Genomic DNA, 15,416 nt, shown 5'->3' on the forward strand with positions numbered 1-15,416 from the left:
CCTACTCCGCTTCCTTGGATTTCGATAGCGCCCACCGGCCAGTAAACGACGGCTCCCGCCGCTGCGCGAAGGCGGCATAGGCGGCGGACGCGTCGGCCGTCGCGAAATTACCGACCTGGGCGCGGGCCTCGTTGGCCAGTGCGTCGCGCAACGTGCTGTCCGCACCCTCGTTCAGCAGGGCCTTGGTGTGGGCGAGGGCGATCGGCGGGCCGGCCGCCAGCCGGTGGGCGAGATCGTCGACGAAGGCGTCGATCTCCGCGGCCGGCACCAGCCACGTCACCAAGTTCAGCGCGTGCGCCTCCTCGGCGTCGATCGTCTCGGCGAGCAGCGCGAGCCGCTTGGCCTGTTGCAGGCCAACGAGTTTGGGCAGCAACCACGATCCGCCGAGGTCGATCGACAGACCACGCTTGGAAAAGATCTGGCAGAACTTCGATTCCGGCGTTGCCACGACGAAGTCGCATCCCAGCGCGAGGTTCCATCCCGCCCCGACGGCCACTCCGGCCACCTTGGCGATGGTCGGCATCGCAAGCTCGTGCAGGGCCAGCGCCACGTCGGTCAAACGCTGCAGCTTGTAGGTCGGATGAATGTCGTCGGGGACCGAGATGTCCGCACCGGAGCAGAAGCTGCCGCCGGAGCCGGTGAGCACGAGCGCGCGCACGCCGCGGTCGTGGCCGGCGGCCTGCAGCGCGTCCCGCAACGCGATCCACAGTTCGGGGTTGATCGCATTCTTGCGGCGCGGGCGGTTGAGCGTGAGCGTGCGTACGCCGTCGCGGTCCTCGGACAGCAGCACGTGCTCGTCGGGCGCGGTCAATAGCTCCTCGGCAGTTTCAACACGTTGGATCCCAGGAAGTTCAGGATCATCTCCTGGCTGACCGGCGCGATCTTCATCAGCCGGGCCTCGCGGAAGTAGCGGGTGATGTGGTACTCCTCCGCGTAACCCATGCCGCCGTGGGTTTGCAACGCCCGGTCCGCGGCGGTGAAGCCGGCGTCGGCGCACAGGTATTTCGCGGTATTCGCCTCGCGCCCACAGGGTTTGCCGTTGTCGTACAGCCAGGTCGCCTTGCGCAGCATCAACTCGGCGGCGTCGAGGCGTGCCAGCGAGTCGGCGAGCGGGAATTGCAGGCCCTGGTTCATGCCGATGGGCCGGCCGAAGACCTCACGCTCGTTGCCGTATTTCACCGCCTTGTCCAGCGCCACCCGGCCGATGCCGAGCGCCTCGGCGGCGATCAGCATCCGCTCCGGGTTGAGGCCGTCCAAGATGTACTGAAATCCCTTGCCCTCCTCGCCGATTCGGTCCTCGACCGGAACCTCGAGATTGTCGATAAACAATTCGTTGGAGCTGACCGCGTTGCGGCCCATCTTGCGGATGGGGCGGACGTCGACCCTGCTGCGGTCGAGGTCGGTGATGAACAACGTCATCCCATCGGTCTTCTTGGACACTTCCTCGTAGCTCTGGGTGCGGGTGAGTAGCAGGATCTTGTCCGACTCCATGGCTTTGGAGATCCACACCTTGCGGCCGTTGACGATGTAGCGGTCGCCGTCGCGTTTGGCGAAGGTGGTGATGCGCGAGGTGTCCAGCCCCGCACCGGGTTCGGTCACGCCGAAGCAGACGTGCACCTCGCCGGTGGCGACCTTGGGCAGCGTGCGCGCCTTGAGTTCGTCGGAGCCGTGCACCACCACCGGTTGCATGCCGAAGATGGACAGGTGAATCGCGCTGGCGGCGTTCATGGCGCCGCCGGACTTCGCGACCTCTTCCAGCAGGATGGTGGCTTCGGTGATCCCGAGGCCGTGACCGCCGTACTCGGCGGGGATCGTCATGCCGAGCCAGCCGCCGTCGGCGATGGCCTGATAGAACTCGGAAGGGAATTCGTGGGCCTGGTCTTTTTCCATCCAGTACTGGTCGTCGAACTTGCGCGCCAGCTCGGCGACGGACCGGCGGATCAGCTCCTGATCATCGGTCAGCTCGAAGTTCATTCCGGCGCTGGGCATTGGCGCACCTCCATCAAGCGCGAGCAGACGCAGAATCGCACGATCGCGGCCCGCGCAGTGCGATTCTGCGTCTGCTCGCCCGGGAACGGGACCGTTAATCCTTGTTGCCGCTGAGGGCCTTCGCGTTGGCCGCGAATTCCGCGAAGGACGAGCCGCCCCGGCTGTCCTTGTCGTGGCCCTTCGCCTTGATGGACACGTCGTGCCCCTCGGCGGCCTTGCGCAGCGCACCGACCGTCGCCTGTTCGCGCGAAATGTGCGTGAACGGGTCGAACGAGTACCAGCGCATGGCGTTCTCGTGCGTCATCTTGTTGATCTCATCGTCGGGAACGTTGTTGATGCTCAGTACGTCCCACAGCTCTTCCGGCGCGCCCGGCCACATCGAGTCGCTGTGCGGGTAGTCGGCTTCCCAGCAGATGTTGTCGATGCCGATCATGTTGCGTAGCGCCACGCCCACCTTATCGCTGATGAAGCAGGTCAGGAAGTGGTCGCGGAAGACCTCGCTGGGCAGCTTGCCCTTGAAGTTCTGGTGCGTCCAGGCGGAGTGCATCTCGTAGGTCCGGTCGGCGCGCTCGAGGAAGTAGGGGATCCAGCCCGTTCCGCCCTCGGACAGCGCGATTTTCAGGTCCGGGTACTCCTTGATCGGCCGCGACCACAACAGGTCGGCGGCGGCCTGCACGATGTTCATCGGCTGCAGCGTGATCATCACGTCCATCGGCGCGTCCGGCGCGGTGATGGCCAACCGGCCCGAGGACCCGATGTGCACGTTCATCACGGTGTCGGTCTCCACCAACGCTTTCCACAGCGGGTTCCAGTACTCGTCGTGGAAACTGGGATAGCCCATCGCGGCCGGGTTTTCGGTGAAGGTCAGCGCGTGCACGCCCTTCTTCGACACCCGCCGCACCTCGGCGGCGCACGCCTCGGCATCCCAGATCACCGGGATCGCCATCGGGATGAAGCGCGCGGGATAGGCGCCGCACCACTCGTCGATGTGCCAGTCGTTGTAGGCCTGCACCAGCGCGATCGAGAAGTCGTTGTCGTCGGTGGCGAACAGCCGCCCGGCGAAGCCCGGGAAGGACGGGAAGCAGATCGAGGCCAGGATGCCGCCGGCGTTCATGTCCTTGACGCGCTCGTCGACGTTGTAACAACCCGGCCGGATCTCGTCGAGCCCCGTCGGCTCGATGCCGTACTCCTCCTTCGGCCGACCGGCGACGGCGTTGAGCGCGACGTTGGGGATGACGGTGTCGCGGAACTTCCACATGTCCGAACCGTCGGCGTTGTGCACCAGCCGCGGCGCGTCGTCCTGATACTTCTTCGGCAGGTGGTTCTTGAACATGTCCGGCGGCTCAACGGTGTGGTCGTCGACGCTGATCAGGATCATGTCTTCTTTGTTCATGGCCGTTGCCCTTCCGTCGGGTCCGCCTATCCGGTTCCGCTCCCACGCAGCCTCGGCGAATCGCTGTCCCGTGCCAAGATCACTAAAATGAAAACTATCTTCTCGCCAAGCGAGAATCAACATCCAGCCGACGCCACGACCGGCTTTCGCCCGCCCCACCGGTGGCGGAACACGCCCATAAACCGCCCGCCCCGGGACGAGGACGCGCCGAGGTAGCCGGCCTCGTTGTCGGCGAGCCCCGCGCGGCCGCGGACATTTTCGCAGGAAGGGAGCCGTTTTGGACGCCGCGTGCGCGCGCGGCATCCCGGCCGGGCGAGACCCCTCCCGCCGGCATTGACCGGCCGCGCGATTCGTGCAACTCTATTGGTTGTAAATGAGAATCTGATTCTCCCTGGCCGAGAGGTGGCGGGGAGGATGGCGAGAGGAGAGCTCGGATGCGGTTGCCGCCGCTGCCGGCCGATCAGTGGGACGAAACCACCCACAAGGCGCTCTCGGCGATGCGTGACCCGGCTGCCAACAACGCGCTCAGCACCCTCGCCCGCCACCCGGCGCTGGCCAAGGCGTTTCTGCGGTTCAACGTTCATCTCTTGACCTCGTCCACGCTGCCGGCGCGCGTCCGCGAGCTGGCCATCCTGCGCGTGGCGCATCGTCGCGAATGCGCCTACGAGTGGTCTCACCACGCCCGCATGGCCAGGGACGAGGGAATCACCGACGATCAGATCGCCGCCGTAGTTGGTGATGCCGGCGAGAGCGCCGGCGACTTGGACGAGTTCGATCGCGCGGTGATCACCGCCGTCGACGAACTTGACGACAAATCGCGACTGTCCGACGAGACCTGGGCCGCGCTCGGCGAGCGCCTCGACGACCGGCAGCGGATGGATTTCGTCTTCACGGTCGGCTGCTACGCCACGCTGGCCATGGCCTTCAACACTTTTGGCGTACAGCTCGAAAACGCCGATCGGAACCACTGAGAGAGGTAGAAAGGTGCCCCACTTCCCCAAGCCGGCCGCAGGCAGCTGGACAGAGAACTACCCCGAACTCGGCACGGCGCCTGTCGATTACACCGACTCGATCGATCCGGCGTTCTTCGACGCCGAACGCGACGCCGTCTTCAGGAAGACCTGGCTCAACGTCGGGCGGATCAATCGCCTCCCGCGCACCGGCAGCTACTTCACCCGGGAACTGCCGTCGGCGGGCAAGGGCACGTCGGTCATCATCGTCAAGACGAAGGACGGATCGGTCAAGGCGTATCACAACGTCTGCCGCCACCGCGGAAACAAGTTGGTGTGGAACGACTTCCCGAACGAGGAGACCTCCGGTACCTGCCGGCAGTTCACCTGCAAGTACCACGCCTGGCGCTACAGCCTCGACGGTGACCTGACCTTCGTCCAGCAGGAAGACGAGTTCTTCAACCTCGACAAGGGCAACTTCGGCCTGGCGCCGGTCCGATGCGAGGTGTGGGAAGGTTTCATATTCATCAACTTCGACCAGAACGCGGCGCCGCTCGTCGACTACCTCGGGCCACTGGCCAAGAGCATCGAGGGCTACCCCTTCGGCGAGATGACCGAGACGTACTCCTACCGCGCCGAGGTCGGCAGCAACTGGAAGCTGTTCATCGACGCGTTCGTCGAGTTCTACCACGCGCCGATCCTGCACCAGGGCCAGTACACCAAGGAAGAAGCCGCCAAGATCCAGAAGTACGGTTATGAGGCGCTGCACTACGAGTTGGCCGGCCCGCACAATCTGCAGTCGACGTGGGGCGGCCAGGCGCCGCCCCCGGACATGTCCATGGTGAAGCCGATGGACCAGGTGTTGCGCAGCGGCCTGTTCGGCCCATGGGACAAGCCGGAGATCATCGAAAACCTCGACCTGCCACCGGGCGTCAACGTGAAGAGGGTGCCGCAGTGGGGCATCGATTCGTGGCTGTTCTACCCGAACTTCATGCTGCTGATCTGGGAGCCGGGCTGGTATTTGACCTACCACTACTGGCCGACCGCCGTGGACAAGCACATCTTCGAGTGCACGCTGTATTTCGTCCCGCCGCGCAATGCGCGGGAGCGGCTTGCCCAGGAGTTGGCCGCCGTGACCTTCAAGGAGTACGCGCTGCAGGACGCCAACACGCTGGAAGCGACCCAGACCATGATCGGCACGCGGGCCGTCACGGAATTCCTGCTGTGCGACCAGGAAGTCTTGATCCGTCATCTGCACAAGACGACCGGTGACTACGTCAAGGAGTATCAGAACAATGGCCACGTCGCTGCTGCCCGCTGAATTCGCCGACCTCGAGCCCTTTTTGGGCTGGGACCTGGCCACCGAACCCGAGCGCTACGCCAAGCGGCTGTCCTCGACGATGGCCGAGATGCAGGCCTTCTACGACGTGGCCTTCCCCCGCCTCGACGACGTGATCGCCTACTGTGACAGATACCCACTCGACGATCTCCCCGAGGACGCAAAGGCTCTCATGCACATGATGCAGTCGCTCGTCATGGTGTCGTTTCCGATCGAGGCCTGGAAACAGCCGAGGGTGCCCGACAGCGGCGCGGCCTGGGTGGAGTGCATCCGGGAGCCGGTGATCTGACCGGTGTTGACGCTCAAGGCCGCCGGGCTGCTCGATGTCGACGCCGGCGAGATCGTCTCCCCCGGCGTCGTCCAGGTGGAGGGCGACCGGATCGTGCGGGTCGGCGGCGAGCCGGAGGGCGAGCTCGTCGACCTCGGCGAGGCGATCCTGCTTCCGGGGCTGATGGACATGGAGGTCAACCTGTTGATGGGCGGCCGCGGCGAAAAGCCCGGCCTGTCCCAGGTTCAGGACGACCCGCCGACGCGGGTGTTGCGCGCGGTCGGCAACGCGCGGCGCACGCTGCGCGCCGGATTCACCACCGTGCGCAACCTCGGCCTGTTCGTCAAGACCGGCGGCTACCTGTTGGACGTCGCGCTGGGCAAGGCCATCGACGCGGGCTGGATCGACGGTCCGCGCGTCGTGCCGGCCGGGCACGCCATCACCCCCACCGGCGGCCACCTGGACCCCACGATGTTCGCGGCGTTCGCGCCCCACGCGCTGGAGCTGACCGTCGAAGAGGGCATCGCCAACGGCATCGACGAAATTCGCAAGGCCGTGCGCTACCAGATCAAACACGGCGCCGAGCTGATCAAGGTCTGTTGCTCGGGCGGGGTGATGTCGCTGACCGGTCCGCCTGGCGCACAACACTATTCCGACGAGGAACTGCGCGCGATCGTTGACGAGGCGCACCGGCGCGGGCTGCGCGTCGCCGCGCACACGCACGGGGCCGAGGCGGTCAAGCATGCCGTCGACGCCGGCATCGACTGCATCGAGCACGGCTTCTTGATCGACGACGAGGCGATCGCGTCCCTGGTCGAGCACGGCACCTTCCTGGTCAGCACGCGGCGCCTCGCCGACGGGGACGCCATGGACGTTTCGCACGCCCCGCCCGAGCTGCAGGCCAAGGCGGCCGAGATGTTCCCGAAGGCGCGCACCTCGATCGTGGCGGCGTACGAGGCGGGCGTGAAGATCGCGGTGGGCACCGACGCGCCCGCGATCCCGCACGGCCGCAACGCCGACGAACTTGTCACCCTTGTCAACTGGGGGCTGCCGCCGCTGGCGGTGCTGCGGGCGGCCACGGTGACCGCGGCCGAGCTGATCAACTCGACCGATCGCGGCCGGCTCGCGGCGGGTCAGCTCGCCGACATCATCGCGGTGCCGGGAAACCCCTTGGAAGACATCACCGTCACCCAGCACGTGAGCTTTGTCATGAAAGGCGGCAAGGTCTATGTCGACAAATCAGCAAACTCGAATTGACGACCTGGTCGAGATCCAGCAGCTGCTCGCCCGCTACGCGGTCACCATCACTCAAGAGGACATCGACGGGCTGATCGGCGTCTTCACCCCAGACGGCACCTACAGCGCCTTCGGCTCAACCTACAAGCTGGACAGGTTCCCCGAATTGGTCGCCGCCGCCCCGAAGGGATTGTTCCTCACCGGAACCGCCTTGATCGAGAACTTCGATGGTGACTCCGCGAGCGGCACCCAGCCGCTGTGCTTCATCGACCACGCCACCCACGACATGCGGATCGGCTACTACCGCGACACCTACTCCCGCACCCCGGACGGGTGGCGGCTGAAAACCCGTGCCATGACGTTCATTCGCCGCAGCGGCGTGCACGACTCCGGGCGCCCGCACGCCGTCGGCCGCCCCGCGCCGTGAATGTCGAGGAGTTCCGGGCGGGCCTGCGATCGTGGCTTGACGACAACGACCTGACCCCGGGACCCGACCACTCGCTACAGGGCCACATGCGGCAGTTCGCCCGGGTCAGCCGCGCGCTCTACGACGCCGATTGGATGCGCTACGGCTGGCCCGCCGAGGTCGGTGGATTGGGTGGCCCCGCGGTGCTGCGTGCGATCGTGGGCGAGGAGGTGGTTGGTCGCCGCCTCGCCGAACCCGGCCCCTATTCGATGCTCGAGGTGCTCGCACCCACGATGATCGACTACGCCCCGCCGGAGCTCGCCGCCGAAATGGTGCCGCGGCTGCTGAGCGGCGAAGAGCAATGGTGTCAAGGCTTTTCCGAACCGGGGTCGGGCAGCGACCTGGCCTCGCTGACCACCCGTGCGACGCAGCAAGGCGACAACTGGATCGTCAACGGGCAGAAGGTGTGGACCAGCTTCGCGCAGTTCTCGTCGCGCTGCGTCCTGCTCACCCGCACCGGACCGGGCCACGACGGGATCACCGCCTTCTTCGTCGACCTCGACACGCCCGGCATCACCATCCGGCCGCTCCGGACGATGCACGGCGTGGACGAATTCTGCGAGGTCTACTACGACGACGTGGTGATCCCTGGCAGCCGGATGCTCGGCCGACCGGGCGACGGCTGGCGACTCGCCATGGACCTCCTCCCGTATGAGCGGTCCACCTGCTTCTGGCAGCGAATCGCCTACCTGTACTCCCGCTTCGACGAACTCATCGTGCAGGCGTCGGCCGCCAGCGATCCCAGCGAATCCGCCTTGGGCGCGGCGTATCTGGCGCTGCACACACTGCGCTGCCGGTCCCGCGACACCCAGTACCGGCTGCGCGACGGGGCACGCCTGGGACCGGACACGTCCATCGACAAGGTGCTGCTGGCCGGCGCGGAGCAACGGCTCTACGACACGGTCCGCGACCTGCTGCCCGGAGTGCTCGAACTCGACGACACACCGTGGCGCGCGGAATACCTGTACTCACGCGCGGCCACCATCTACGGCGGGACCGCCGAGATTCAGCGCAATATCATCGCCCGCCGGCTGCTCGACCTCGGGAAGGAGTGAACCGTGGACGGCATGACGGATCCCGAGTCGCTGCGCCTGCTGGAAGGTTCGCTACGGACGACGATGGCGGCCGCGTCGGGGGTCAAGCTCGATGCGGCGCTGACCGACCTGGGCTGGCGGGACATGCTGGACGAAATGCCCGATGTCGCCGTCCCTTTGGTATTCCGGCTGCTTGGCGAGACCGGCGCCCACGCCCCGGTCCTCAACGACGTGGTGTTACGCGAGTCCGGCGCCGCGCCCGGCGACACCATGCCGCTACCGTTCGCCGGCGGCTCCTGGGTGATTTGGGAGCGCGGCGAGGTCGCCGGTTCGGCGATCGACGAGTTGTTGCCGATACACCGCGTCGCACATGGGGACTCGTTGACCCGGCCGGCCCTGGACGCGGGCAGGCGGGCATTGGGCTGGTGGTTGGTCGGCGCCGGCCGGGCCATGCTGGCGCTGGCGCGCCGGCACGCTTTGGACCGCGTCCAGTTCGGCCGTCACATCAGCTCTTTCCAGGCGATCCGGCACCGGCTGGCCGAGACGCTGGTCGCGATCCAGGGTGCCGAAGCGACGCTGCATGTCGCCACGCATTCCGACGATCACGACGGCCTTGCCTCGCTGCTGGCGAAGGCCGCCGCCGGCCAGGCGGCGCTGACCGCCGCCCGGCACTGCCAGCAGGTGCTCGGCGGGGTCGGCTTCACCGCCGAGCACGCGCTGCACCACCACGTCAAACGGTCGCTGACGCTGGACGGTCTGCTGGGCAACACGCGGGAGCTGACCCGGGATGCCGGAAAGGCTCTGGTGGACAGGGGTTTTGCGCCACGGCTTGCCGAGCTTTAGCCGGCCCCGGAATCCTGATCGCCAGTAGTAGCCTCCCGTTGTCGCTGTGCGGCGAGCAGAATGGCGGGTCCTGAATCTGTGTGACGGATGTGATCTAACGGGTGCGCGTACACTTCGTCTGGCCACCGAGACGATGGGACGCGATGAGTCAGCCCGAGCCTCCTCGAAACGAGCTGGGCGTCGCCTCGCTGCTCGTCGGCGTGGTCGCGCTCCTCACATGCTGGATGCTGCTCGGGGTGCCTTTCGGGATCGCGGCGGTGATCACGGGGGACGCGGCGCGCAGACGGGTCCAGCGGGGCGAAGCGAGCAATCCCCGAACCGCACTGGCGGGCATGGTGTTAGGCGCCGTGTCGATCGCCGCCGGGCTGGTCGCGATCGGGTACTACGCCTGGCGGGACGCCCGCTAATTCCGGGGGAGGCCGAGCACGCGCTCGGCGATGATGTTCCGCTGAATCTCCGACGTGCCGCCGGCGATCGTCGCGGCGAAGGTGCGCGCGTATCGGTCGAACCAGCTGCGGTAATGGCTGTCGAGGTTGAGGGCGGCGAACGGAGCGGTCACCGCGCGGTGCACCAGCCCGTCCGTCTGCGCGGCATTCAACGCGTCCTCCGATGCCCGTTGCAGGGCTTCGGAGCCCAGCAACTTGAGGACCGATTGGGCCGGCACGTCCTCTTCCCCGCGCGCGGCGCGCGACAACGCCACGGACCCCAGTAGGCGCAACGCGTAGGCGTCCATCACCAGGGTGGCGTAGCGATCCCGCTCAAGTGAGCTCGCGGGAGCGAAATCGATGCTCAATTCGTGCAGCAGGTCGACGTACCCCATCCACAGCATCACGCGTTCGTGCCCCAGGGAACCGGTCGCCACCCGCCATCCGCCGTTGAGTTCGCCCACCAGATTCTCGGCCGGCACCCGCGCGTCGGTGAAAAACACCTCATTGAAGTCGACTTCGTCGCTGTCACACATCGACGCGAACGGGCGGCGCACCACCCCCGGCGTATCGGTCGGAATCAGCAGCACGCTAATACCCTTGTGCTTCGGCGCCTTTGGGTCGGTTCGCACGAAGGTCAGCAACACGTCGGCGTCGTGGGCGCCAGAAGTCCACACCTTCTGCCCGTTGACGACGAAGTGGTCGCCGTCAAGCACCGCGCGCGTTTTCAGCGACGCGAGGTCCGAGCCCGCCCCCGGTTCGCTCATTCCCAGCGACGCGGTGATCTCGGCCCGCAATATCGGCGCCGCCCACCTGTGCTGCTGTTCGGGCGTGCCGAAGGTCAACAGCGAGGCCGCGATGATGCCCACGCCCTGCGGGTTGAAGCTTTGATAGATGCGTCGCCGCCCGAGTTCCTCCAAGTACACGTATTGCTGCAGCAGCGTGGCGTTGCGTCCGCCGAACTCGGGCGGATTTCCGGGGAGCAGCCACCCGCTGTCGAACAGCAGCCGCTGCCAGCGGCGGGCCCAGTCCGGCACGTGCGAGCTGGAGCGTGGCCGTTCGAACGCCTCGGCGTCGGAGGGCAGATGCGCGTCCAGGAAGGCGATGAATTCGGAGCGGAACGCCTCCACGTCCGAGTCAAAGGTGAGCTGCACGCGACTCCCCGCAACGGTCGTGAGCACTCCCCCGCGTCGGTAGATCACGATTTCCGCCGACGGCGCGGTTCGCTCTTATGATTACGCTTCCATACACACGTCTAAGAGAATAGTATTCTCGTGACGAGAAAGTTACAATCTCCGACACATGATCCGTGAGGGGGTCGAGCGCAGCGATGTCACGGCGTTCTCCGGTAGAGTCCAATCATGTTCTCCCCTCGCGGCAATCAGCTGAGCCGGCCGTGACCAGTCCGAGCGAAGAGCCGGCCTGGAAGCAGCGCGCCGTCGAGAGGTCGATCAAGACGGCCAAACTGCGTGCCGCGCAACGCGTTCAGCGCTTCCTGGACGCGGCGCAGGCGATCATCATCGAAAAGGGCTCCACGGACTTTACCGTGCAGGAGGTCGTCGACCGGTCCCGCCAGTCGTTGCGCAGCTTCTACCTGCAGTTCGATGGCAAGCATGAACTGCTGCTGGCGCTGTTCGAAGACGCCTTGAGTCGGTCCGCCGACCAGATTCGCGCCGCCACCGAGAGCCAGGCCGATCCCCTGGAACGACTCAAGGTCGCCGTCCAACTCCTCTACGAGGCCTCTCGCCCGGATCCGACGGCCAAGCGGCCGCTGTTCACCGATTTTGCTCCGCGGTTGCTGGTCACACATCCGGCCGAGGTGAAGGTGGCCCATGCCCCCCTGCTGGCTTTGCTGACCGAGCTGATGGAAGCGGCCTACGACGCCGGAGAGCTGCGGGCGGGCGTGAACGCGAAGCGCATGGCCGCTATGACCATGCAAACGGTCATGTTCATCGCGCAATCCAGCGGGGGCTCCGACGACGCGACCATCCACCCCATCACCAGCGAAGAGGTATGGGATTTCTGCTCGCGCGGCTTCGTCGGCTAGCAGCGGCCCCGCCTTCCCGCGAGAACTGATCAAATACCGCACCTCATTTGCTTCGAGAATCGGATTCTCTAATATTTAGAACCACAAATAGCCAAAACGGATTCGGCGTTGACACCTATGACCGGTGGTGACAGAGTGCAAAAGGCGGCGAGACCCGCGAGCCCGGGGGACGCGGTCCCGGTTGCTCTGCGCCGAGGCGTGCGATCAATAGTCAGGAGTTGAGATAGCCATGACCGGACGTGTTGAGGGCAAGGTCGCTTTCGTCACTGGAGCGGCACGCGGTCAGGGCCGCAGCCACGCGGTGCGGTTGGCGCAAGAGGGTGCCGACATCATCGCCATCGACATCTGTAAGCCCATCCGCGAGGGCGTGACGGACACCGCGATCCCGGCCTCGACGCCCGAGGACCTCGCAGAGACGGCGGACCTGGTCAAGGGACACAACCGCAGGATTTTCACCGCCGAAGTCGACGTCCGTGACTTCGGCGCGCTGAAAGCAGCGGTGGACAGCGGTGTGGAACAACTCGGCCGGCTGGACATCATCGTGGCCAACGCCGGAATCGGTAACGGTGGCGACACTTTGGACAAGACCAGCGAAGAAGACTGGACCGAGATGATCGACATCAACTTGGCCGGCGTGTGGAAGACCGTGAAAGCCGGTGTGCCGCATCTATTGTCGGGCGGCAGAGGTGGTTCGATCATCCTGACCAGCTCGGTCGGCGGGCTGAAGGCCTACCCTCATACCGGCCACTACGTCGCCGCCAAGCACGGTGTCGTCGGGTTGATGCGTGCCTTCGGAGTCGAGTTGGGGCAACACATGATTCGGGTCAACTCGGTGCACCCGACCCACGTCAAGACGCCGATGTTGCACAACGATGGCACCTTCAAGATGTTCCGCCCGGACCTGGAGAACCCCGGTCCCGACGACATGGCGCCGATCTGCCAGATGTTCCACATCCTGCCGATTCCGTGGGTGGAGCCGGTCGACGTCAGCAATGCGGTGCTGTTCTTCGCCTCCGACGAATCCCGGTACATCACCGGCGTGACCCTGCCCATCGATGCGGGTAGCTGCTTGAAATAGAGTTCCGTCCCATGGACGGGTTTGAAGGTCGCGGAACGGTCGTCACCGGCGGGGCGAGTGGTATCGGCTTGGCCACCGCCACCGAATTCGCCCGCCGGGGCGCCCGCGTGGTGCTCTCCGATGTCGATAAACCAGGCCTGGAGCAGGCGGTAAACCACCTGCGCGCCCAGGGATTCGACGCGCACGGCGTGGTGTGCGACGTCCGGCATCTCCATGAGATGGTTCACCTCGCGAAAGAATCTTTCCGACTGCTCGGCCGCGTCGACGTCGTCTTCAGCAACGCCGGCATCGTGGTTGCCGGTCCGATCGCGCAGATGACCCACGACGACTGGCGATGGGTCATCGACATCGACCTGTGGGGCAACATCCACGCCGTCGAGGCGTTCTTGCCGAGGCTGCTCGAACAGGGCACGGGCGGACACATCGCCTTCACCGCATCCTTCGCCGGCCTGGTTCCCAACGCCGGCCTCGGGGCGTACGGCGTCGCCAAATACGGGGTGGTCGGCCTGGCCGAGACGCTCGCCCGCGAAGTAAAAGACAGTGGCATCGGCGTATCGGTGCTCTGCCCGATGGTCGTGGAGACGAAGCTGGTCTCCAACTCCGAACGGATCCGCGGCGCGGATTACGGGCTGTCGTCTTCGCCGAAGGCCGCGGACGGGACGTTACCAACTCAGGACGAGGGCGTCGGCGTTGAAGACGTCGCCCGACTGACGGCCGACGCGATCCTGGCCAACCGCCTGTATGTGCTGCCGCACGAGGCCGCCCGCGCGTCGGTCCGCCGCAGGTTCGAGCGCATCGACCGCACCTTCGAAGACCAAGCCGCCGAAGGGTGGAACCACTAACCGGACGGACCGAGCCGGTAATTCCCCGTCTGCGGGTCGTGGTACCAGCCGCTCGCCGCGTGGGTGCCGCCGTCGACGTGCAGGGTCTGCCCGGTCAGGTAGGCCGACATGTCGGAGGCCAGGAACACTGCGACACTGGCGATCTCGTCGACATGGCCGGCACGCCCCAGCGGCACGACGTGGCCGATTCCGGCCAGGGCCGCCTCGCCGCCCAGCTGTGCCAGCCCCTCGGTGAGCGTGATGTCGGGCGCGATCGCATTGACCCGGATGCCGTGTGGCGCCAGTTCCAGCGCCGCGGTCTGGGTGTAGTTGATGACCCCCGCCTTGGCCGCCGCGTAGGCCGCGTAGCCCGGCGCGGCGCGCACCCCCTCGATTGACGTCACCGAGATGATGCTGCCGCCCTGGCCCGCGGACACCAGCTGTCTCGCGACGCGCTGGGTGCACAGCAGCACGTGGCGCAGGTTGGCCCGGTACAGCGCATCCCAGCCGTTCTCACTCGTTTCCAGCAGCGGTGCGGAAAACACCCCTCCGGCGTTGTTCACCAGGATGGAAGGGACGCCGAGCTCTGCGTTCGTGCGCCGCAGCGCGTCGTCGACCTGGGCGCTGTCCCGTACGTCAATCGCGATGCCAAGGGCACCAATGGATTCCGCGGAGTCGACGCAGGTCTGCGGGTCACGTTCCCAGATCGCGACCGACGCGCCGAACGCGGTAAGCCCGGCCGCGACGCCACGGCCGATGCCCGCTCCCCCGCCGGTGACCACCGCCACGCGGCCGGTGAGCATGATGTCCGAGGGATCGATCGCCATCGCCGTGTCACATCGCCGGTTCGTGGCCGATGACGCCGTCGGCCGCCAACTGGGCGATCTCCGCGTCGCTCAATCCGAGTTCGGCCAGCAATTCGTGATTGTGCTGCCCGAGCAGCGGCGCGTGCTGGGTGTGGAACTTCGAGGGCCCGCCGGACGACCTGATCGGCACGGTGCTGAGCCTAGCCGGACCGTTGACCGGGTGGTCGACTTCCTCGAAGAACCCGCGGAATGTCAGCTGATCGAGTTCGGTCTGGCGGTGCGGTTGCATGACCTTGGCCACCGGAACGCCGGCGTCCCACAGGGTTGCGACGATCTCGTCACCGCCGCGGCACCCACACCACGCCGACAACCGCGCGTCGATGTCGGCGTGCCGCTCCTTGCGACCGCCGGCGGTGGCCAGCGTGGGGTCCGTTGCCCAGGAAGGAGACCCGATCGCCGCGCTCAGGGCCTCCCACTGCTCGTCGGTGTTCACCGCGATCGCTACCCAGCTGTCGGACCGGCCGAACTCATCGACATCGGCGCTGCGATAGAGGTTTTGCGGCGCGGCCCTGGGCCCCCGGTTGCCGTCGCGTTCCAGCAGCGCCCCGTAGGCGGAGTATTCGATGAGTTGCTCGGCGGCGATGCTGAGCGCGGCGTCGACCATCGCCGCTTCGACGAACACGCCCCGGCCGGTGCGCCGCCTGTGCGAGAGCGCCAGCAG

17 protein-coding genes are annotated in these 15,416 nt (G+C 66.4%); 11 read left to right on the forward strand and 6 right to left on the reverse strand.

Translation table 11 applies throughout. From position 1 onward, the window contains the following. Position 1: 1 nt before the first annotated feature. The 3 genes from A5691_RS05870 to A5691_RS05880 form a co-directional block, all read right to left on the reverse strand. On the reverse strand, positions 2-811 hold the full coding sequence (locus tag A5691_RS05870; protein WP_067778513.1) for an enoyl-CoA hydratase/isomerase family protein: 810 nt from the start codon (positions 809-811) through the stop codon (positions 2-4). Further along, the gene (locus A5691_RS05875; protein WP_067778515.1) at positions 808-1,974 is read right to left on the reverse strand and encodes an acyl-CoA dehydrogenase family protein; all 1,167 of its coding nucleotides are present in this window, start codon (positions 1,972-1,974) and stop codon (positions 808-810) included. The genes A5691_RS05870 and A5691_RS05875 overlap by 4 nt, the downstream gene beginning before the upstream one ends. Before the next feature lie 109 nt (positions 1,975-2,083). Then, positions 2,084-3,382: an amidohydrolase family protein gene (locus A5691_RS05880; protein ID WP_067778518.1), complete on the reverse strand. Its 1,299-nt coding sequence runs from the start codon at positions 3,380-3,382 to the stop codon at positions 2,084-2,086. 434 nt (positions 3,383-3,816) lie between these two features. Between A5691_RS05880 and A5691_RS05885 the strand changes: the two genes are divergently transcribed. The 8 genes from A5691_RS05885 (at position 3,817) to A5691_RS05920 (ending at position 9,925) form a co-directional block, all read left to right on the forward strand. Next, the gene (locus tag A5691_RS05885; RefSeq protein ID WP_067758393.1) at positions 3,817-4,353 is read left to right on the forward strand and encodes a carboxymuconolactone decarboxylase family protein; all 537 of its coding nucleotides are present in this window, start codon (positions 3,817-3,819) and stop codon (positions 4,351-4,353) included. A 13-nt stretch (positions 4,354-4,366) separates the two neighbouring features. After that, on the forward strand, positions 4,367-5,653 hold the full coding sequence (locus tag A5691_RS05890) for an aromatic ring-hydroxylating dioxygenase subunit alpha (protein ID WP_068018537.1): 1,287 nt from the start codon (positions 4,367-4,369) through the stop codon (positions 5,651-5,653). After that, a complete protein-coding gene (locus A5691_RS05895; protein WP_067758387.1) occupies positions 5,628-5,960 on the forward strand; it encodes a hypothetical protein in 333 nt (110 codons plus the stop codon). The genes A5691_RS05890 and A5691_RS05895 overlap by 26 nt, the downstream gene beginning before the upstream one ends. A 3-nt stretch (positions 5,961-5,963) precedes the next feature. Continuing rightward, on the forward strand, positions 5,964-7,196 hold the full coding sequence (locus tag A5691_RS05900) for an amidohydrolase family protein (RefSeq protein WP_067758384.1): 1,233 nt from the start codon (positions 5,964-5,966) through the stop codon (positions 7,194-7,196). Next, positions 7,168-7,602 (forward strand): nuclear transport factor 2 family protein, encoded by a 435-nt coding sequence (locus tag A5691_RS05905; protein ID WP_067891048.1) that lies wholly within the window; start codon positions 7,168-7,170, stop codon positions 7,600-7,602. Before A5691_RS05900 ends, A5691_RS05905 begins: the two co-directional genes overlap by 29 nt. Then, positions 7,599-8,696 carry an acyl-CoA dehydrogenase family protein gene (locus A5691_RS05910; RefSeq protein ID WP_067891045.1) on the forward strand — a complete coding sequence of 366 codons (1,098 nt, stop codon included), beginning with the start codon at positions 7,599-7,601 and terminating at the stop codon, positions 8,694-8,696. Before A5691_RS05905 ends, A5691_RS05910 begins: the two co-directional genes overlap by 4 nt. Positions 8,697-8,708: 12 nt before the next feature. After that, positions 8,709-9,518, forward strand: coding sequence for an acyl-CoA dehydrogenase family protein (locus A5691_RS05915; protein WP_067891057.1), 810 nt, complete (start codon positions 8,709-8,711; stop codon positions 9,516-9,518). A 143-nt stretch (positions 9,519-9,661) separates the two neighbouring features. Next, positions 9,662-9,925: a DUF4190 domain-containing protein gene (locus tag A5691_RS05920; RefSeq protein ID WP_067759618.1), complete on the forward strand. Its 264-nt coding sequence runs from the start codon at positions 9,662-9,664 to the stop codon at positions 9,923-9,925. Here the strand turns inward: A5691_RS05920 and A5691_RS05925 are convergent. Further along, positions 9,922-11,097 (reverse strand): acyl-CoA dehydrogenase family protein, encoded by a 1,176-nt coding sequence (locus tag A5691_RS05925; protein WP_067891041.1) that lies wholly within the window; start codon positions 11,095-11,097, stop codon positions 9,922-9,924. The two genes, A5691_RS05920 and A5691_RS05925, sit on opposite strands and share 4 nt — an antisense overlap. A 242-nt stretch (positions 11,098-11,339) precedes the next feature. On the opposite strand from A5691_RS05925, the gene A5691_RS05930 reads away from it, so the two are divergent. The 3 genes from A5691_RS05930 to A5691_RS05940 all read left to right on the forward strand — a co-directional run bounded on the left by A5691_RS05930 (position 11,340) and on the right by A5691_RS05940 (position 13,910). Next, positions 11,340-11,990, forward strand: a complete 651-nt coding sequence (locus A5691_RS05930) for a TetR/AcrR family transcriptional regulator (protein ID WP_067759625.1) — start codon at positions 11,340-11,342, stop codon at positions 11,988-11,990. Between the two features lie 229 nt (positions 11,991-12,219). After that, complete coding sequence (locus tag A5691_RS05935) at positions 12,220-13,068, forward strand: mycofactocin-coupled SDR family oxidoreductase (RefSeq protein ID WP_067781469.1); 849 nt, start codon at positions 12,220-12,222, stop codon at positions 13,066-13,068. An 11-nt stretch (positions 13,069-13,079) separates the two neighbouring features. Beyond that, the gene (locus A5691_RS05940) at positions 13,080-13,910 is read left to right on the forward strand and encodes an SDR family NAD(P)-dependent oxidoreductase (protein WP_067759635.1); all 831 of its coding nucleotides are present in this window, start codon (positions 13,080-13,082) and stop codon (positions 13,908-13,910) included. Here A5691_RS05940 and A5691_RS05945 read toward each other — a convergent pair. Together A5691_RS05945 and A5691_RS05950 are read right to left on the reverse strand one after the other, a co-directional pair. Beyond that, complete coding sequence (locus tag A5691_RS05945; RefSeq protein WP_067891037.1) at positions 13,907-14,716, reverse strand: SDR family NAD(P)-dependent oxidoreductase; 810 nt, start codon at positions 14,714-14,716, stop codon at positions 13,907-13,909. The genes A5691_RS05940 and A5691_RS05945 overlap by 4 nt on opposite strands. A gap of 7 nt (positions 14,717-14,723) precedes the next feature. After that, positions 14,724-15,416, reverse strand: a 693-nt coding sequence (locus A5691_RS05950) for a CoA transferase (protein ID WP_197696011.1), incomplete at its 5' end; no start/stop codon positions are given.

Origin of the sequence: Mycobacterium sp. E183 (assembly GCF_001667735.1) — a bacterium.
In the GTDB taxonomy this organism is placed as follows: Bacteria; Actinomycetota; Actinomycetes; order Mycobacteriales; family Mycobacteriaceae; genus Mycobacterium.